Source organism: Sinorhizobium terangae (assembly GCF_009601505.1).
In the GTDB taxonomy this organism is placed as follows: domain Bacteria; phylum Pseudomonadota; class Alphaproteobacteria; order Rhizobiales; family Rhizobiaceae; genus Sinorhizobium; species Sinorhizobium terangae.
Genome location: NZ_WITC01000090.1, coordinates 130,838 through 150,610, shown reverse-complemented (window position 1 = coordinate 150,610; position 19,773 = coordinate 130,838). Strand labels below are relative to the sequence as shown.

Below are 19,773 nucleotides of genomic sequence, written 5' to 3'. Positions count from 1 at the left end.
ATTCCTTTTTGTTGGCCATTTCCTGGCACGGGCGGATCAGGACTCCGAAAGCGTCAGTTCCGCGACAAAGTCATAGGCATCGCCCCGATAGAGCGAGCGGGTGAATTCAACGACGCGTCCGGACGCAAGATAGGAGACACGTTCGATCGAAAGGCCGGCGGCGCCGACCGGAACGCCGAGCATCGACGCGTCGGGATCCTTGATATTGCAGGCGGAAATACGCTGCACCGCCCGGACGGGTCGGGAGCGGGTCTTGTCGAGGGCGGCATAGAGCGACGAGGTCACGGCCAGCGGATCAGGCAGGAATTCGGTCGAGATGCTGGCGCGCTCGATCGCCAGCGGCATGCCGTCGGCGATGCGCAGGCGGCCGAGACGCGCGACCAGGGCATCGGCCGGAAGACCAAGCGTCATCATTTCGTCGGGCGACGGATGGAACAGTCCCCGCTCCAGCCACTCCGCCCGTGCATTCAGGCCGCGCCGGGCCATGTCCTCGGTAAAGGACGTCAGCCTCGACAGCGATTGCTCGACACGCGAGACGGGCCTGACTACGAAGGTACCAGAGCCATGCCGGCGCACGAGCAGCCCATCGCGCACGAGGTCATCGACCGCTTTGCGCACTGTCACCCGGCTGATATTGGCATAGTCCGCGAGATCCCTCTCCGGCGGCAGCGCATCTCCGTGGTTGAGCTTGCCCGAGAGGATCGCCTCCTCGAGCGACTGCCGGAGCTTCAGATAGAGCGGGCCAGCCCCGCCCGACTGCAGGCTTTCCAGCGGCAGGATGGCGGCAAGCTGCTGGGTCATGCACCAACCTCCGGCCTGGAGCCGAAGCGTTGGGCAGCGAGCGCCACCGCTCCGGTTAAGGCGTCGGCCTCGGCTTCGACAAAATGCTTCTGGTGGCGTTCGGCGAGCCACGGCCGATAAAGCGGCGCCAGACCGCCGAGCAGGCAGAGCCGCTCGCTTCCTCTCGACACCACCACGTCGAGCGCCTCGTCGACAGTGGTCGCAGCTGCCTTCAGCAGGCGCAGCGCCACGGCATCGCCGCGTGCGGCATGTTCGAAGACGCGCGGGGCGTAGCGTCCGAATTCGCCGGGCCTGGCCAGCCGTGCGAAGTCGACGACATCCCTCGGATCGTTGTTGAATTCTGCCATGACGGAGTCGGTTATCGGCGAGCCGTCGTGGATACCATCGAAGGCAAGCAGGCTTTCCTGCAGCAGCGCATGGCCGATGCGCGCACCGCTGCCGTGGTCGCCGATCGTGAAGCCCCACCCGCCGATATAGCTCACGGCCTCGCCGTGGCGCGCGATATAGATGGTACCCGTACCAAGAATGGCGACCGCGCCGTCCTTTTCGCCGAGCGCGCCCTGAAGCGCGATCAGTCCATCGGACTCGATCTCTGCCGCCGCAAAGGGAAGGCGCCGCTTCACGTAATGCACGGCATCGCCGACATTGTGGCCCGCAACACCCAAGATCGCGCTGGCCGCGGTGATCCCAGACGGATCGAGGCCGGCATCTTCAAACGCGGCCCGCGAGGCTTCGGCTATATTCGCGAGTGCCGTCTCCGGATCGGTAAGGATATTTGCGGCGCCAGCCTTTCCGCGGCCGAGAATCCGCCCGTCCGGCGCGGCCACGGCCGCCCGGCAACTCGTTCCGCCACCATCGATTCCGATCAGATAAGACGTCATGGGCACCTCCGTCAGATAAGATACCAAAAAAAGACCAATAACCAAGCGAGATTTCCTCAAGCGTCTAACATTTGAAATAAATCATTGTTTTTTCGCGGCTATTTTCAGCATCTACCGCCCAAAACCACAAAACTTAAAATTCTCCTAGACAATTGGTATTTTTTTGGCATTAATTCACGGGAGAGGAGACACAGCCAATGCCGTCAGCGAGGACCGAAGAGCGCCACGACAAAGCCAAGGGCCTGGATGTGATGCATCCCGCGCTCGCGCTTCGACTGCTCGCCGCCGGCCAGCAGGCCGCGGCGAAATCGGTCGATGCGGCGATCGAGCAGATCTCGGCAGCGGCAGCGCTTGCGGCGCAAGTCCTCTCTGCCGGCGGACGGCTTGCCTATGCGGGGGCGGGAAGCTCCGGCCTCATGGCGATGGCCGACGCACTCGAACTGCCCGGCACCTACGGCATTCCGCAGGCGCAGATCGTCATTCTTCTCGCAGGAGGCGCGGCAAGCCTTACCGATCTCGCCGGTGGTTACGAAGACGACATGGATCTCGCTCGCGAGGATGTGCGCAACGCCGGGATCGCGGCCGGTGACTGCCTCATCTCCGTCTCCGCCAGCGGCTCCACGCCTTATGCGCTCGCTGCCGCTGACGAGGCAAAGAAACGCGGCGCAAAAGTCATCGCGATTGCCAACAATGCCGGCGCGCCGCTTTTCAAGGACGCCGACGTCTCCATTCTGCTGCAGACGCCGCCGGAAATTGTATCCGGCTCGACCCGGATGGGCGCCGGCACGGCGCAGAAAATTGCCTTCAACATGTTTTCGACGCTGGTCGGCATCCATCTGGGCCACGTGCTCGACGGCCACATGGTCAACCTGCGCGCCGACAACATCAAGCTGCAAGGGCGCGCAATGCGCATCGTCTGCGACATCACCGGCGTCAGTGCTGCCGAGGCCGGCCGGCTGATCAAGGCGGCCTCTGGCTCCGTCAAGGTAGCGATCCTGCTCGCGTCAGGGGCCGACAATGTTGCTGCCGCCGAAACGGCACTCAAAGACGCCGATCAGAATTTGCGCCGGGCGATCGAAACCGTCTCGCGCTGATAAAACTGGGATCCAAACCGCGCCGTGGCGCGCCTATAAAAGGGAGAACATGCATGACCCGCACAACAATGAAAGGCTTGCTGCTCGCGTCGAGCATCCTCGGCTCGGCCGGGCTTGCGCACGCAGACACCACGCTCACCATCGAGAGCTGGCGTAATGACGACCTGGCCATCTGGCAGGAAAAGCTGATCCCCGCCTTCGAGGCGAAGAATCCGGGCATCAAGGTCGTCTTCTCGCCGTCCGCGCCGACGGAATACAACGCCGCCCTCAACGCCAAGCTCGACGCCGGATCCGCGGGCGACCTTATCACCTGCCGACCCTTCGACCCTTCGCTCGAAGTCTACAACCGGAAGCACCTCGCCGACCTCACCGACCTGCCCGGCATGGAAAACTTCTCCGATGTCGCCAAAGCCGCCTGGACAACTGATGACGGCAAGACAACCTTCTGCGTGCCGATGGCTTCGGTCATCCACGGCTTCATCTACAACAAGGACGCCTTCGAACAGCTCGGCCTCTCCGTTCCGACGACCGAGGAAGAGTTCTTCGCCGTTCTCGACAAGATCAAGGCGGACGGCAACTACATCCCGATGGCGATGGGCACCAAGGATCTCTGGGAAGCCGCGACGATGGGCTACCAGAACATCGGCCCAACCTACTGGAAGGGCGAGGAAGGCCGCCTGGCGCTGATCAAGGGCGAGCAGAAGCTGACCGACGAACCATGGGTCGAGCCTTTCCGCGTGCTCGCCAAGTGGAAGGATTATCTCGGCGACGGCTTCGAGGCCCAGACCTATCCGGACAGCCAGAACCTCTTCACGCTCGGTCGCGCGGCGATCTATCCGGCCGGTTCTTGGGAAATCTCCGGCTTCAATACCCAAGCGCAGTTCAAGATGGGCGCCTTCCCGCCGCCGGTGAAGAAGGCCGGCGACACCTGCTACATCTCCGACCATAACGATATCGGCATCGGCCTCAACGCCAAAAGCCCGAATGCCGAGGCCGCCAAGACCTTCTTGAGCTGGGTCGCCTCGCCGGAGTTTGCGGAAATCTATGCGAACGCGCTCCCCGGTTTCTTCAGCCTGAATTCCACGCCGGTGAAGATGTCCGATCCGCTCGCCCAGGAGTTCGTCTCCTGGCGTGAAAAGTGCAAGCCGACGATCCGCTCGACCTACAAGATCCTGTCGCGCGGCACGCCGAATCTCGAGAACGAGACCTGGGTCGAGTCGGCGAACGTCATCAATGGCACCGACACGCCCGAGGCGGCTGCCAAGAAGCTTCAGGACGGCCTCGACAGCTGGTTCAAGCCGGCCAAGTAACGATGAAATGGGCGCGTGATCCCGCGTGGCTCACGCGCCCCTTCTTCTCGCACGAATTTGCCGTCGTGCGCTGTGAACGACGCCGTATTTGTGTTTGGGTATCCGGCGAGAAGCCGGACGTGAGGGGACCTGGGAGCTCGGCTCAGCCGGCATTTTCCATGGTCGAGGCGGTGCCTTCGCCTGCACCACACCCTCATACTCGGCCTACAGCGCCGCACGTCTTTGGAGACGCGCAAGGGACGCTGTAGCACTTTGAATTGCTGCATGTTTTATCCTTAAATCGGTTGGGATTTAAGGATAAATGCAGTAGCCGGGCACCCGCGCCACGCTCCAGTGGAGAGGCGCAAGGGCGAACCGATCATGACCGGAAATCCCACGTTCGGACAAGATCGCCGAACGTGAAGGAGGACCTGAACCAAGGGACTGGGACGTCTCGACGCGTCATGCGGGCGCGCTGTATTTCGGATGAAACCGGAGCTGTGCCGATAACGGCCAGCCAGATTTAGAGCGGGCCAGAGGGCGATGAACGCAAGCGACACCAAAACGATGGACATCAGCGAGATCAAGCGTCCCCGGCGCTGGCACATCCTGGTATTCCTGCTGCCGGCGCTGATCGTCTACACCGCGGTGATGATCCTGCCGCTGATCGAGACGCTCAGGCAGTCCTTCTTCAACACCGTCGAAGGCCAGTACACTTTCGTGGGCTTAGGCAATTTCAAGGTGCTCTTCGGCGACCCGCGCTGGGCGGCGGACTTCTGGAATGCGCTCAAGAACAATTTCATCTTCTTCCTGATCCACATGGCGGTGCAGAACCCGATCGGTATTGCGCTCGCCGCCATGCTGTCGATCCCCAAGCTGCGATTCAGCGCCTTCTATCGCACCGCCATCTTCCTGCCGACGCTCCTATCCTTCGTCATCGTCGGCTTCATCTGGAAGCTGATCCTGTCGCCGATCTGGGGCGTCGCACCATTCCTGCTCGATACCGTCGGCCTGAAATGGCTGTTCGCGCCCTGGCTCGGCAAGCCGGATACCGCCCTGATCGCGGTCTCGCTGATCTCCGTCTGGCAATATATCGGCATCCCGATGATGCTGATCTATGCCGCCCTGCTCAACATTCCCGACGAGGTGATCGAAGCGGCGGAATGCGACGGCGTCACCGGCCGGAGCCAGTTCTGGAAGATCAAGCTGCCCTTGATCCTGCCAGCGATCGGCATCGTCTCGATCCTCACCTTCGTCGGCAACTTCAACGCCTTCGACCTGATCTACACCGTTCAGGGTGCGCTCGCCGGCCCGGATAAGTCGACCGACATTCTCGGCACACTGCTCTACCGCACCTTCTTCGGTTTCCAGCTCCAGCTCGGCGACCGGTCGATGGGCGCGACCATAGCGGCGATCATGTTCCTGATCATCCTCGCCGGCGTCTCGCTCTACCTCTTCGCAATCCAGCGCCGCATGCGCCGCTACCAGTTCTAAGGGAGGATCCGAAATGTCGAAAGCACGCGCCTCCCTTGGCCGGACCGCCGGCGCTCATATCGCTCTGATCGCCTACACGCTCGTCGCGCTGTTTCCGGTGTTCCTGACGATCGTCAACTCGTTCAAGAGCCGCAACGCGATCTTCCGCGAGCCCTTAGCGCTGCCGACGCCCGAAAGCTTCAGCCTCATCGGTTACCAGACGGTGCTGAAGCAGGGCGACTTCCTCGGCTATTTCCAGAACAGCACCATCGTCACGGTCGTCTCGATCGCGCTCGTGCTGCTCTTCGGCGGCATGGCCGCCTTCGCGCTCTCCGAATACCGCTTCCGCGGCAATGCCCTGATGGGCCTCTACCTGGCGCTCGGCATCATGATCCCGATCCGCCTCGGCACCGTCGCCATCCTGCAGGGCATGGTCGCAACCGGCCTCGTCAACACGCTGACGGCACTGATCCTGGTCTACACGGCACAGGGCCTGCCGCTCGCCGTCTTCATTCTTTCCGAATTCATGCGCACCGTATCGGATGACCTGAAGAATGCCGGTCGCATCGACGGGCTTTCGGAATATGCGATCTTCTTCCGGCTGGTGCTGCCGCTGGTGCGCCCGGCGATGGCGACCGTCGCCGTCTTCACCATGATCCCGATCTGGAACGACCTCTGGTTCCCGCTCATCCTGGCGCCGGCGGAGACGACCAAGACGGTGACACTCGGCTCGCAAATCTTCATCGGGCAGTTCGTCACCAACTGGAATGCGGTGCTCTCGGCGCTCTCGCTGGCGATCTTCCCGGTTCTCATCCTCTACGTCATCTTCTCGCGGCAGCTGATCCGCGGCATCACGGCAGGAGCAGTCAAGTGAACTCACCCGTCAACCCGGTTCGCGTGCTGTGCGCAGGCCTCGGCAATATGGGGCGCAGCCACGCGCTCGCCTACCATGAAAACCCCGGATTCGAGATCGCCGGTCTGGTCAATCGCTCGAAGGTGCCGCTGCCGGACGCGCTTTCCGGTTACGAGATCCTGCCATCCTTCCTGGAGGCGCTCGCCGAGCTCAAGCCGGAGCTCTGCTCGATCAACACCTATTCCGACAGCCATGCGGATTATGCCGTCATGGCTATGGAGGCAGGCTGCCATGTCTTCGTCGAAAAGCCGCTCGCAACGACCGTTGCCGATGCCGAACGGGTCGTCGCCTGCGCGCGGGCCAACGGCCGCAAGCTGGTGATTGGGTACATCCTGCGTCATCACCCTTCCTGGATGCGGCTGATCGCCGAGGCGCGGAAACTGGGCGGCCCTTATGTCTTCCGCATGAACCTGAACCAGCAGTCCAGCGGACCGACCTGGGCGACGCACAAATCGCTGATGCAGACGACGCCGCCGATCGTCGACTGCGGGGTGCATTATGTCGACGTCATGTGCCAGATCACCGACGCAAAACCGGTCGAGGTCCGCGGCATGGGCTTGAGGCTCTCGAACGAGATCGCCGCGGACATGTACAACTACGGGCATCTGCAGGTGATCTTCGATGACGGTTCCGTCGGCTGGTACGAGGCCGGCTGGGGACCGATGATCTCGGAGACCGCCTTCTTCGTGAAGGACGTGATCTCGCCGAATGGTTCGGTTTCGATCGTCATGGACCAGAACGCCAAATCCGATGATATCGACGTCCACACCAAGACAGCCGTCATTCGCCTCCACAGCGCCGCGACCGCCCCGGACGGCAGCTTCCTCAAGTCCAACGAGGACCTGACAATGGAAGGAGAGCCGGGCCACCAGGAACTCTGCGACCGCGAGCAGGCCTTCGTGCTCAAGGCCATTCGCGAAAACATCAATCTCGACCGCCACATGGAAGACGCCGTGCAGTCGCTCAAGATCTGCCTGGCAGCGGACGAAAGCGTGCGCACTGGCGTGCCGATCAAGCTTTAACCAAGAGGGCCAACACGTGGGATCACTTGAGCTCAAATCCATCCGCAAGGCCTTCGGCGGCCATGAAGTGCTGAAAGGTATCGACCTCGAGGTGCAGGACGGCGAGTTCGTCATTTTCGTCGGCCCGTCGGGCTGCGGAAAATCGACGCTGTTGCGCACGATTGCCGGTCTCGAAGACGCCACCTCGGGCAGCGTACAGATCGACGGCGCGGAAGTCGGCCACGTTGCCCCGGCCAAGCGCGGCATCGCCATGGTGTTCCAGTCCTATGCGCTTTATCCGCACCTGACGGTCAAGGACAATATGGGGCTTGGCCTCAAACAGGCGGGCGCGCCGAAGAAAGAGATCGACGAGAAGGTCGCCAAGGCGGCCGGCATGCTGTCGCTCGAGCCTTATCTCGCGCGCCGTCCGGCCGAGCTTTCCGGCGGCCAGCGGCAGCGCGTGGCGATCGGCCGCGCGATTGTTCGCGAGCCAAAACTGTTCCTCTTCGACGAGCCGCTGTCGAACCTCGATGCGGCGCTCCGCGTCAACACGCGTCTGGAGATCGCCCGGCTGCACCGCAGCCTCAAGGCAACGATGATCTACGTCACCCATGACCAGGTCGAGGCGATGACGCTCGCCGACAAGATCGTCGTGCTCAATGCCGGCCGTGTCGAGCAGGTCGGTTCGCCGATGGAGCTCTACAATCGGCCGGCCAACGTCTTCGTCGCCGGCTTCATCGGTTCGCCGCAGATGAATTTCATCGAGGGCGAGCGGCTCGGCGATGCGCATGCCAGGACCATCGGAATCCGGCCTGAGCATATCGGCCTTTCCCGCGAGAGCGGCCAGTGGAAGGGCAAGGTCATCCACGTCGAACATCTCGGCGCAGACACGATCGTCTATCTCGATTCGGAAGAGGTCGGCACGATCACCGTGCGGCTGTTCGGCGAACATCGCTATGCCGAGGACGATATCGTCTACGCGACGCCGGTCATCGGCGGCATACACCGTTTCGACGCGGACGGCCGGGTGATCAATTCCGGGCAGTGAGGTGATGCCAGTGTGACTGCCCTCTCCTCGGCTTTAACCCGAGGACTAACCCCCTCCCCACGTACGTACAGGGAGAGGGAATTGAAACGGCGCGGCAAGTCCCTTCTCCCCGCCTGCGGGGAGAAGGTTGCGGCAGCGGGGTGAGGGGCTGATTGCCGCCCTCAACACCGCTTCGACGCGGATCACGGCGGTGTGATCGCCGACAGCCACAGCGATCAAATCATTGCGACTCCTCGCTTTTTGCCTCTCCTACCGATCTTCGGAAATGGTGTTGCACTGCGGGAGAAATTAACATACATTTGTGTCTGTATATTAGATTCCCGGTATGTTCCCACGCCGATACCGGATCCGCTTCATCTCACTATCGGACCGCGCAACACTGCAAGGTGCAACGGCTGCGGGCGGTCCTTTGATTATGGACATTGCGATGCGCATGAACCGACCGACACTGGCCGCGACCCTGGCAACCGTGATTTTTCTCGCCGGCTGCCAGAAGAACGAAGAGCAACAGGCAGCCCAGGCATTCCCACCCTCGGCCGTGGCCGTTTACACGACCGCCGCGGAAGCTTTGCCGATCACCAATGAACTGCCGGGCCGCATCACCGCGACGCGCATCGCCGAGGTTCGGCCGCGAGTTTCCGGCATCGTGGTCGAGCGCGTGTTCGAGCAGGGCACCATCGTCAAGGAAGGCGATGTGCTCTATCGGATCGACCCGGCCCCCTTCCAGGTGAAGGTCGACAGCGCCGAGGCCACGCTGAAGCGGGCGCAGGCGGTGCTCGACCAGGCCAAGCGGACCGCCGATCGGCAGTCGCGGCTGAAGGACGCGCAGTTCACGGCGGTTCAGCAGTTCGACGACGCGATTGCGGCGGTCGCCCAGGCGGAGGCCGATGTCGGCATCGCCGAGGCGGGCCTCGCCGACGCAAAGCTCAACCTGCAATACGCGAATGTCACGGCGCCGATCGGCGGCCGCATCGGCCGGGCGCTCATCACCGAGGGCGCTTTGGTCAGTGCGAGCGACACGCAGAACCTCGCGACGATCCAGCAGCTCGACCCGATCTATGCCGACTTCACCCAATCGGCGACCGACCTCATCCGCCTGCGCAAGGCGCTCAAGGACGGCCAGATGATGAGCTCCGACAACGAAGCCGAAGTGCAGCTCATCCTCGACGACGGAACGCCCTATGCGCTGAAAGGCAAGCTGCTCTTCTCCGAAGCGGCCGTGGACGCGACCACCGGTCAGGTGACGTTGCGCGGCGAGTTCCCCAATCCCAACAACGATCTGCTGCCGGGCATGTATGTGCGCGTGCAGATCCAGCAGGGCCTGGAGAAAGATGCGATCACCGTTCCGCAGCAGGCTGTCCAGCGCAACAATGCCGGCCAGTCCCAGGTCTACGTCGTGAATGCCGACAACAAGGTCGAATTCCGCAACGTCACGCTTGGACGCACCGTCGGCGACCGCTGGCAGGTGACCTCCGGTCTCAAGGCCGGCGAAAAGGTGATCGTCGAGGGCTTCCAGAAGGTCGGCCCCGGCGCGCCCGTACAGCCGTCCGCCTGGGACCCGAATGCAAAGCCCGCGGCCGAACAGGCCAGCGCTTCGGCAGCCGACGGCGAAAAGCCCGCCACTGAAGTGAAGTGAGAGCTTGAACATGCCCAGTTTCTTTATCGACAGGCCGATCTTTGCCTGGGTGGTGGCGATCTTCATCATGGTCGCCGGCATCATTGCGATTCCGCTCCTGCCGGTTTCGCAATATCCGAGCGTGGCGCCGCCGCAAATCTCGATCAACACGAGCTACCCCGGTGCCTCGTCGCAGGATACCTATCAGAGCGTCACGCGTCTGATCGAGGATGAACTGAACGGCGTCGAAGGCCTGCTTTATTTCGAGTCGACGACGAGTTCTTCCGGCTCGGCCGAAATCAGCGCAACCTTCGCACCGGGCACCGATCCCAGCCAGGCCTCGGTGGACATCCAGAACCGCGTCCAACGCGTCGAGCCGCGCCTGCCCGATTCGGTCAGGCAGCAGGGCGTGCAGGTCGATGAGGCCGGCTCCGGCTTCCTGCTGATCATCTCGCTCACCTCGACCGACGGTTCGTTGGATGCGACGGGCCTCGGCGACTATCTGAGCCGCAACGTTTTGAGCGAGATCCAGCGCGTGCCGGGCGTCGGCCGCGCGCAGCTGTTTGCGACCGAGCGCTCGATGCGCATCTGGCTCGATCCGGACAAGATGCTCGGCCTCAATCTGACAGCGGCCGACGTGACGGCGGCGATCCAGGCGCAGAACGCCCAGATCGCTTCGGGCTCGATCGGCGCCCAGCCGAACCCGATCACCCAGCAGGTCGCCGCTCCCGTTGTGATCAAAGGCCAACTCTCCAGCCCGGAAGAGTTCGGCGCGATCGTTCTTCGCGCCAATGCCGACGGCTCCGCCGTGCGGCTGCGCGACGTCGCCCGGGTCGAGTTCGGTGGTGAGAGCTACTCTTTCTCGACGCGCCTCAACGGCAAGCCTTCGGCGGCCATTGCCGTGCAGCTCTCGCCGAGCGGCAACGCGATGTCGACTTCGGCTGCGATCAAGGCGCGCATGGACGAACTCGCAGAATTCTTCCCTGAGGGGCTGGAATACTCCATTCCCTACGACACCTCGCCCTTCGTCGCGGTATCGATCGAGAAGGTGCTGCATACCCTCGTCGAGGCCGTCGGTCTCGTCTTCCTGGTGATGTTCCTGTTCTTGCAGAACATCCGCTACACCATCATCCCGACAATCGTCGTGCCAGTCGCCCTTCTCGGCACCTGCGCGGTCATGCTGGCGATGGGCTTCTCGATCAACGTGCTCACGATGTTCGGCATGGTGCTGGCGATCGGCATCCTCGTCGACGACGCGATCATTGTCGTCGAGAACGTCGAGCGCATCATGTCGGAAGAGGGGCTGACGCCGAAGGAAGCGACCCGCAAGGCGATGAAGCAGATCACCGGCGCGGTGATCGGCATCACGCTGGTGCTGGCTTCCGTGTTCATCCCGATGGCCTTCTTCCCGGGCGCCGTCGGCGTGATCTACCGCCAGTTCAGCCTGACCATGGTCGTCTCGATCCTGTTCTCGGCGCTGCTCGCGCTGTCGCTGACGCCGGCGCTCTGCGCGAGCTTCCTGAAGCAGGTTCCGAAGGGACATCATCACGCCAAGCGCGGCTTCTTCGGTTGGTTCAACCGCAGCTTCGACCGCACTTCGCATGGCTATAGCCGCGTCGTCGGGGGCCTCGTTCGTCGCGCAGGCCGCTTCATGATCATCTATGTCGCGCTGCTTGCGGGCCTCGGCTGGGCCTTCCTGCAGCTTCCCTCGTCCTTCCTCCCGGACGAGGACCAGGGCTTTGTCATCGTCATGATGCAATTGCCTTCGGAAGCGACCGGAAACCGCACGACCGAGGTGATCGAGCAGGCGGAGAAGATGTTCGGCCAGGAGCCCTCGGTCGACACGATCGTCGCGATCAACGGCTTCTCCTTCTTCGGCACCGGCCAGAATGCGGGCCTTGCCTTCGTGACGCTCAAGGATTGGAGCGAGCGTGACGCGAACAATGCGGCGCAGTCGATCGCCGGCCGGGCAACGATGGCCATGAGCCAGATCAAGGACGCGATCAGCTTCGCGCTGTCGCCGCCGGCGATCCAGGGCCTCGGCACCACCGGCGGCTTCTCGTTCCGCCTGCAGGATCGCGGCGGTCTCGGCGAGGCGGCCCTTGCCCAGGCACGCGACCAACTGCTCGGCCTCGCCGCGCAGAGCAAGGTGCTGGCCGGCGTTCGCTTCGAGGGCATGCCCGATGCGGCACAGGTCAGCGTCAATATCGACCGCGAGAAGGCCAACACCTTCGGCGTGACCTTTGCCGACATCAACTCGACCATCTCGACCAATCTCGGTTCGTCCTATGTCAACGACTTCCCGAATGCCGGCCGTATGCAGCGCGTGACGGTGCAGGCGGACGAGACGAAGCGCATGCAGACCGCGGACCTCCTGAACCTCAATGTTCGCAACTCGAACGGCGGCATGGTTCCGCTCTCCGCTTTCGCAAGCGTCGAGTGGGTCAAGGCGCCGACGCAGACGGTCGGTTACAACGGCTACCCGGCAGTGCGCATCAGCGGCCAAGCCGCGCCCGGCTATTCTTCCGGCGACGCGATTGCCGAAATGGAACGGTTGGCAGCCCAGCTTCCGGCGGGCTTCGGTTACGAGTGGACCGGTCAGTCGCTGCAGGAAATCCAGTCTGGCTCGCAGGCGCCGCTCTTGATCGCGCTCTCCTGCCTGCTCGTCTTCCTGTGCCTGGCCGCCCTCTATGAGAGCTGGTCCATTCCTGTCTCGGTCATCATGGTCGTGCCGCTCGGCGTCATCGGCGCAGTGCTCGCCGTCATGATGCGCGACATGCCGAACGATGTGTACTTCAAGGTCGGCCTGATCGCGATCATCGGGCTGTCGGCGAAGAACGCCATCCTGATCATCGAGTTCGCCAAGGAACTGCGTGACCAGGGCAAGTCGTTGATCGACGCAACGCTCGAAGCCGCGCATCTGCGCTTCCGGCCGATCCTCATGACCTCGCTCGCCTTCACCCTCGGCGTTCTGCCGCTGGCGATCGCGACGGGTGCAAGCTCCGGCAGCCAGCGCGCCATCGGCACCGGCGTCATGGGCGGCATGATCTCGGCAACGGTGCTGGCGATCTTCTTCGTCCCGATCTTCTTCGTGTTCATCATGAAGATCTTCGGGCGAAAGGGCGCGTCAACGACCGGGCCGCAAACGGCCCCGGCTGACGCTAGCGCACCCGAAATCGCCGACGCTGCCGAGTGATCAATCACCGGCGGCCCGCCTCACCGGCGGGCCGTCGCGCTAGCGCATCGGCCCAAAAATCGGACCCGATTTTCGGAAAGCGCGATGCGTGGAATCCACGATGCGTGGAATCAAAGAGTTACGGCGTCCTTTGTGTGTCCTAAAGGACGCACGGCGCTGTAATGCATGATTCCTTAAATCGGAAGCGATTTAAGGGCAAAATCATGCAGCAATTGAAAGTGCTACAGCGATCTTTGCGCGTCCGATTGGACGCGCGGCGCTGTAGAGCGGGATGAGGAAAAGTGCGTGCGGTTTTCCGCCCGCATCCCGCTCTAACTTCTTGGAATCGATCACGTTTAAGATTCTGGGTCGATCCGACCCAAAATCACGTGATCTGGGAGGTACGCATGCGCAGAACCAAGGCCGAGGCCGAGGCCACACGAAGCCGGATATTGAACGCCGCCGAGCGGATGTTTTACGCCAAGGGTGTTTCCAATACGACGCTCGAGGAGGTGGCCAAGGCGGCTGGGGTCACGCGCGGCGCCATCTACTGGCACTTCGCCAACAAGACCGATCTTTTCCTGGCGCTCTACGATGCCGTTCCGCTACCCCAGGAAGACATGATCGCGCGCGAGATCGAGGCCGAGGCCTCCGACACGCTCGCGATCGTCGAAAGCGCCACGGCCGACTGGCTGGACATGCTGGCCAAGGACGAGCAGCGGCAGCGCATTCTTGCGATCATGCTCCGGTGCGACTACGACAGCGAAATGTCCGCCGTGCTCGACCGGCAGAAGGAAATCGACGAACGACACGACGCAGTGCTCGAACGTGCCTTCGCGCGTGCGCTGGAACGAGGGCAACTGCAAGTCACCTGGACGCCGGCATCCGCCGCACGCACCTTGCGCTGGACGATGATGGGTCTGTGCACCGAATGGCTGCTGTTTGGACGCCGGTTCGATCTGGCGGCCGAGGGACGCGACGCACTCAAACACCTCTTCGCCAGCTTCCGGCCGGCGCACCCCACAGAGACTGCCGCCTGAGGGCACCTCCAGCCGCTACACCCTGGATTTGGCCTTGGGTCACGATGGTTTTGGGTCGAATCGACCCAAAATCATAAACGTGATCGATTCCAAGTAGTCGGAGCGGGAAGCGGGCGGAAAGCCGCACGCACTTTTCCTCATCCCGCTCTACTGCATAATTCCTTAAATCGGAATCGATTTAAGGACAAAATCATGCAGCCATTCAAACTGTTACAGCGACCTTAGCGCGTCCGATTGGACGCGCGGCGCTTTAAGCGGCCAGCACTTTGGCGGCAGCGTCTACGAGATCCTGCTGAGTGGCCGGTTTGTCGACAATAACCGCGCCGTCACACTTCCGTTGCATCTCCGCGGGTAAGGTTTGTCCGGTGTAGAAGAGGAACGGGATGCCCCGTTCGGAAAGGAGGTCGCTGACCTCCTCGGTCGTGGCCGCGCCAAGGCGAACATCGAGCACGGCGAGCGAGAGTGCTTCTTTCCTGACTGCGTCCAACGCTGACCCGAGTGTCGCACACGGGCCTACGATATCAGCGCCGGCATCTCGAAATGCCGCCTCGATGTCGAGTGCAATCAGGATCTCGTCCTCAGCGATCAGAATTCTTGCGCCGCAAAGAAGTTGGTTTTCGTCAGCGATCCGCTCCATTTTGTGAGGTCTCCGGAAGCTCGATGTCGATCGTGCAGACCACCCCGTCCGGGTGGAAATCACGATGAACCGTAGCTCCGGGCAAACTCTTTTCGATCAACACGCCGCCGAAACCTTGCTCTCCTGGCGGCTCGACCGGCGGGCCACCGCGTTCCTTCCAGGTAACGATCAGTTGGCGGTCATTGTTCCCGCGCTTCCAACTGAGTTGGACCCGTCCGTTTGCCGTGGCGAAAGCTCCGTATTTCGCTGAATTGGTGGCAAGCTCGTGGAGAACGAGGCCGAAGGGCGTCGCAGTATCCGCCGGAAGCGTCACAGGCTCGCCCTCAAGCTGCAGTCTGTGCCGATCACCGCTCGCATAGGCCTCAAGCTGGCTGCGCGCCAGTGCGCCAAGCTCCGCGCCGCTCCATTCCGATTCGACGAGCAGCTTGTGCGCGCTTGAGAGTGCTGTGAGGCGCCCTTCGAAACGCTCGACGAAGTCCTCCTGCGAATCCGAGGTGCGCATCGTCTGGCGCGCCAGCGATTGGACGACGGCCAGCGTGTTCTTGATGCGATGGCTCAGCTCGTTCACAAGGAGCTGCCGGCGCCGTTCCCATCGCCTGTGGTCGGTCACGTCCCGGGTGCTTTCGAGAACGAGGCGCCGCTCTCCCATCGACAGGAGCTCGATGTGGCTCTCCACCGTCAAGACCTGCCCGTCCTTTGTCGTATGGTGCAGTTCGCCGCTCCAGTGGCCGCTCTCCAAAAGGGTCTGTCGCAGATTCTCGAAGGAGGAGCCGGGCACCTCGGTCTTGAGCAGCTTTTCCTTTGGCTTTCCGATGGCCTCTTCCCGCGAGTAGCCGTAGAGCTCCTCGCTGCCTCGGTTCCACTGCTTGATGCCGTCGTCGAAGTCCCAGACGAATATCGGTGACCGCGACAGCTCCACAAGTCGCGCTTCTTGTTCGAGGCGCTGTTTGCTCTCCCGCGCATCCTCTTCGGCCTGACGCCGCTCGGTGATGTCGACGAAGGTCGCCACGACGCCGTCGATCTTGTCGTCTATCGTCCGGTAGGGGCGCATCCGCACCAGATACCAGCGACCGTTGCGGCCCTTGACCTCGTGTTCTGTGGGCGCGAGGTGCTCCAACACCGCGCGCGCGTCATCGGCCAGGGCGTCATATTCGAGCTGATGGGTGAAGTCGGTGATCGGTCGCCCTTCATCACTGGCGGTGACGTTGAAGATCTCCATCAGACGTGGGGTGAAACGCTTGATGCGCAGCGATGGATTGAGAAAGAGCGTCGCGACGTCGGTCGCCGCCATGAGATTCTGCAAGTCGCTATGGGCGCGCGAGACGCTTTCCAGTTTCAGTTTCAGCTCGTTGTTGACCGTCTGCAGTTCTTCGTTGATCGACTGGAGTTCCTCCTTGCTCGTCTCGAGTTCCTCCCCGGTCGAACGGTATTCCTCGTTCATCGACTGGAGTTCTTCGTTTGCGGCGCGCAGCTCTTCGTTGGCCGCTTCGGATTCCTCCCGCACCACCCGCAGCCGGTTCTGCGCAAGCTGGAGTTCCTCCTGCAACTGCCGGATCGTCTGGCTGGTAGCCGGGTGCCCGTCAATTGTCTCGGAAACGGCGCCGTCGCTCTTGTCGATCGCCTCGCCTTCTATGAAAAGCACCAGGGCATGCCGCGTCCGGTCGCTTCCCTGAATAACCGGCTTCACCTGAAGGTAGACGCGATGCGCCTGTCCGTTAACCTGGGCCAGGATCGGCATGCTCAAGGTAGCTTCGTTTCGCTCGAAGGCGCGATGCAGCGCCGCCCTGAGGTCGAAGCGAAACTCGTCGCGCACCAGATCGGTAGCATCCGTGCTGACTGGCCCGCCCGACGGCTGCAGGAAGCGGCCGGCGTTTTCGGAAAGATGGACCGCGCGATGGCTCTCGTCCACCAGCATGCTCGGTGGGGCGATCTTCTCGAGCATCTGGCGGTGCAAGACAGCATCGCTTAAGCTGGCGGAGGGCGACGGCGGGCGGGCGACGACTGGAGCTCTTTCCGCCGTCTGGTACGGGCCGAGCAGCGCCGGCAGCGTCGGGCGCCGCTCTCCGGTGCCCGCCACCGACCGGTAAATGCGCGCCTCGCGGTCGACCGTGCGAAAGAGCCCGGCCGGATAGTCCGCGCTTTCCGACGATCCGAGGAAAAGGAACCCGCCCGGATTGAGCGCGTAATGAAATGTGCTGCACACCTGTTGCTGCAGCTGCCGGTCGAGATAGATCAGCAGGTTGCGGCACGAAATCATGTCCAGGTGGGAGAAGGGCGGATCTCGAAGAAGGCTATGGCTGGCGAAGAGAACGATATCGCGCAGTTCCCGGCGCACGCGATAATGATCGCCCTCGCGCTGGAAGAACCGGCGCAATCTCTCCTCCGACAGATCCCCTTCGATTGTCGCCGGAAACCGTCCCTCGCGCGCAATCGCGAGCGCGGCGCCGTCGAGGTCGGAGCCGAACACCTGTATTTCCGGCGTGAGATCGCGACGCGCGGCTTCCTCGAGGAGAAGGATGCCGATCGTGTAGGTCTCTTCCCCGGTGGCGGAGCCGGGAACCCAGACCCTGATGCTGTCACCGGTTTCCTTTCCGTCGAACAGTTGCGGAACGATATTGTCGGCGAGCGACTTGAAGGCGGCCGGATCGCGAAAGAACGTGGTGACGGAAATCAGGAAGTCGCTGAAGAGAGCCTGCGCCTCCTCCACGTTCCCGCGCAGATAGGCATAATATTCCGCGATCGACTCTTTCCTGGTCACCTGCGCCCGCCGACCGATCCGGCGCAGAATGGTCGCCCGCTTGTACTGCGAAAAATCGTGACCGGTTCTGACGCGCACATGTGCGAGGATCCGCGCGAGCACGTCTTCGTCGCTCGGCCGCCCCTCAGCAGTGGGGAGCGATGTCCGGTTGGCCAGAAGCTCGGCCAGCCGTTCCGGAAGCTCCTGGACCGGCAGCACGAAGTCCGCCGCCTCCGTGGCAATCGCATTGCGGGGCATCGAGGCATATTCCGCCTCGTTCGGGTCCTGGACGAGCACGATGCCGCCCGCCTCCTTTATGGCCTTGACGCCGATGGCACCATCCGCCCCCGCGCCGGTGAGAATGACCGCGAAACCGGGGCCATGCTCCTCGGCAAGCGATCGAAAGAACAGATCGATCGGTGCGCGGTGCGCCCGGGCCTCCTCAAACGGGAGTGCCGAGATCGTGCCGTCACCGATCTTCAGCCTCCGGTTCGGCGGGATGACATACACGTGGTTGCGTTCGAGCCGGGCCTCGTTCTCCACCTGTGTCACGGGCATCTTGGTGCGTGACGCCAGGATATTGGCAAGCTCGCTCCTGGCGTCAGGATCGAGATGGACGATGACTACGAAGGCCGCATCCGTATCGGTCGGCATATGATCGAAGAAGGTCTGAAGTGCCTGGACACCTCCAGCCGAAGCTCCGATGCCCACAATCGGCGGATCCGATTCATGCCCCATGCCTCACTCCTCCTGCGCCCAGCGAATCACAGTTACCTGCACGACCGCGGCCTCGTTCGCCGGATTCCGACACCCCTTCAAAGCGAGAGTAGGTTATCATTTTACACCGACCGGCGCCCCGGCGTAACATTGTTATATCCGCTAAGGGGCGGTCACCAAGAGCTGCGCCTGGGAAAATCTTCCGTTGCTCCAGGCGATCTGACTTTGCGTCGAACCTATCAGCGCATAAAACGTTATAGCTGAATGGAGCATTCCATGGCCCACCGCGACGTGATCGCGATAGGGGGGTCGATGGGAGCAATCGGCGCACTGAAACATTTGCTTCGCGAGCTTCCTTCCGACTTCGCCGCCACTGTATTCGTCGTCATTCATGTGGGCGCGCGCGGGAAAGATCTGCTCGCTGATATTTTCAACCAACATGTGGAGATTGCCGTCAAGACGGCAGTCGATGGCGAGCATGTCGAGTGCGGTTGCGTATACGTTGCGCCGGCCGACCGTCATCTCCTCGTTCTCGACAACAAGATTCGGCTCGGCCGCGGGCCACGGGAGAACCTCTCTCGACCGGCAGTCGATCCGCTTTTTCGATCGATTGGCCTGAGCTATGGGCCAAGGGCGGTAGGGGTCGTGCTCACCGGCATGCTGAACGACGGGGCAGCCGGCCTCGCCGACCTCAAGCGATGCGGCGGCATAACCGTTGTTCAAAATCCGTTGGATGCGGTTGAACCGGGCATGCCCATGGGGGCGCTCAAAGCCAGCGACGTCGACTATCGGGCTCCGCTCGCGGACCTCGGCTCGCTGCTCCTCAAGCTCACCGGCGAACAGGCCGGTCCGGCTGTTCCCATACCGTCTGATATCAGGCTGGAGGTCGATATAGCGCTCGGCCGCCCGGTCGATCCAGCCGCGATCGGCACGATTGCAGACACCGTGCCCCTGTCATGTCCGGCGTGCGGCGGCGTTCTTTCCGAGATCAGGAGCCGGCCGCCTCTCAGATTCCGCTGCCAGGTTGGCCACGCCTACACATCCGAGACGCTGGTCACAGAGAAGGAGGGTGCCGTGGACGAGGCGATGAGGGTGGCGCTCAGGATCATCGAGGAAAGGGTGACGCTCTGCGAGAAGATGGCGGACGACGCCTGGCGCAGCGGCTTGGACGCGGCCGCCAGGGCAAACAAGCAGCGGGCGGAAGAGATCCGGGGACACGCCGAAACCTTGCGCGGCGCCATTCTCGCCAAAACCGACGTGCCCGCCAATAAAGTCGACGATGCAGAGTAGATGCCCCAAGTCCCCTCCCAAACGCTCCCCGCTGGGAAGAGGTGGACGGTACGAATTCCGCT

The 19,773-nt window shown here is 62.5% G+C and carries 14 protein-coding genes; 10 read left to right on the top strand and 4 right to left on the bottom strand.

Annotated features, from left to right (window positions below):
- Positions 1-36: 36 nt before the first annotated feature.
- The gene (locus tag GHK62_RS21830) at positions 37-801 is read right to left on the bottom strand and encodes a GntR family transcriptional regulator (protein ID WP_153441180.1); all 765 of its coding nucleotides are present in this window, start codon (positions 799-801) and stop codon (positions 37-39) included.
- Positions 798-1,682 carry a glucosamine kinase nucleotide-binding domain-containing protein gene (locus tag GHK62_RS21825; protein WP_153441179.1) on the bottom strand — a complete coding sequence of 295 codons (885 nt, stop codon included), beginning with the start codon at positions 1,680-1,682 and terminating at the stop codon, positions 798-800. The genes GHK62_RS21830 and GHK62_RS21825 overlap by 4 nt, the downstream gene beginning before the upstream one ends.
- A gap of 197 nt (positions 1,683-1,879) precedes the next feature.
- Here GHK62_RS21825 and GHK62_RS21820 point away from each other — a divergent pair, with 197 nt between their 5' ends.
- The 9 genes from GHK62_RS21820 (at position 1,880) to GHK62_RS21780 (ending at position 14,330) form a co-directional block, all read left to right on the top strand.
- A complete protein-coding gene (locus GHK62_RS21820) occupies positions 1,880-2,776 on the top strand; it encodes an N-acetylmuramic acid 6-phosphate etherase (protein ID WP_153441178.1) in 897 nt (298 codons plus the stop codon).
- A gap of 53 nt (positions 2,777-2,829) precedes the next feature.
- Positions 2,830-4,086 (top strand): ABC transporter substrate-binding protein, encoded by a 1,257-nt coding sequence (locus tag GHK62_RS21815; RefSeq protein WP_153441177.1) that lies wholly within the window; start codon positions 2,830-2,832, stop codon positions 4,084-4,086.
- 522 nt (positions 4,087-4,608) lie between these two features.
- Positions 4,609-5,559: a carbohydrate ABC transporter permease gene (locus GHK62_RS21810; protein ID WP_153441176.1), complete on the top strand. Its 951-nt coding sequence runs from the start codon at positions 4,609-4,611 to the stop codon at positions 5,557-5,559.
- A gap of 13 nt (positions 5,560-5,572) precedes the next feature.
- Positions 5,573-6,412, top strand: a complete 840-nt coding sequence (locus GHK62_RS21805; RefSeq protein WP_153441175.1) for a carbohydrate ABC transporter permease — start codon at positions 5,573-5,575, stop codon at positions 6,410-6,412.
- Complete coding sequence (locus GHK62_RS21800; protein ID WP_184108399.1) at positions 6,409-7,473, top strand: Gfo/Idh/MocA family protein; 1,065 nt, start codon at positions 6,409-6,411, stop codon at positions 7,471-7,473. The genes GHK62_RS21805 and GHK62_RS21800 overlap by 4 nt, the downstream gene beginning before the upstream one ends.
- A 16-nt stretch (positions 7,474-7,489) precedes the next feature.
- Complete coding sequence (locus tag GHK62_RS21795) at positions 7,490-8,500, top strand: ABC transporter ATP-binding protein (protein ID WP_184108398.1); 1,011 nt, start codon at positions 7,490-7,492, stop codon at positions 8,498-8,500.
- 415 nt (positions 8,501-8,915) lie between these two features.
- Entirely contained in the window at positions 8,916-10,136 is a 1,221-nt protein-coding gene (locus tag GHK62_RS21790; RefSeq protein WP_153441173.1) for an efflux RND transporter periplasmic adaptor subunit, read from the top strand.
- Positions 10,137-10,146: 10 nt separating this feature from the next.
- On the top strand, positions 10,147-13,311 hold the full coding sequence (locus tag GHK62_RS21785; RefSeq protein ID WP_153441172.1) for an efflux RND transporter permease subunit: 3,165 nt from the start codon (positions 10,147-10,149) through the stop codon (positions 13,309-13,311).
- 386 nt (positions 13,312-13,697) lie between these two features.
- A complete protein-coding gene (locus GHK62_RS21780; RefSeq protein ID WP_153441171.1) occupies positions 13,698-14,330 on the top strand; it encodes a TetR family transcriptional regulator in 633 nt (210 codons plus the stop codon).
- Positions 14,331-14,580: 250 nt separating this feature from the next.
- Here GHK62_RS21780 and GHK62_RS21775 read toward each other — a convergent pair whose 3' ends face one another.
- Both GHK62_RS21775 and GHK62_RS21770 read right to left on the bottom strand, forming a co-directional pair.
- Complete coding sequence (locus tag GHK62_RS21775) at positions 14,581-14,967, bottom strand: response regulator (protein WP_153441170.1); 387 nt, start codon at positions 14,965-14,967, stop codon at positions 14,581-14,583.
- Positions 14,951-18,442 carry a chemotaxis protein CheB gene (locus GHK62_RS21770; protein WP_153441169.1) on the bottom strand — a complete coding sequence of 1,164 codons (3,492 nt, stop codon included), beginning with the start codon at positions 18,440-18,442 and terminating at the stop codon, positions 14,951-14,953. The genes GHK62_RS21775 and GHK62_RS21770 overlap by 17 nt, the downstream gene beginning before the upstream one ends.
- A 255-nt stretch (positions 18,443-18,697) precedes the next feature.
- Between GHK62_RS21770 and GHK62_RS21765 the strand changes: the two genes are divergently transcribed.
- Positions 18,698-19,711 carry a chemotaxis protein CheB gene (locus GHK62_RS21765; protein ID WP_153441168.1) on the top strand — a complete coding sequence of 338 codons (1,014 nt, stop codon included), beginning with the start codon at positions 18,698-18,700 and terminating at the stop codon, positions 19,709-19,711.
- The last annotated feature ends 62 nt before the right edge of the window (positions 19,712-19,773 follow it).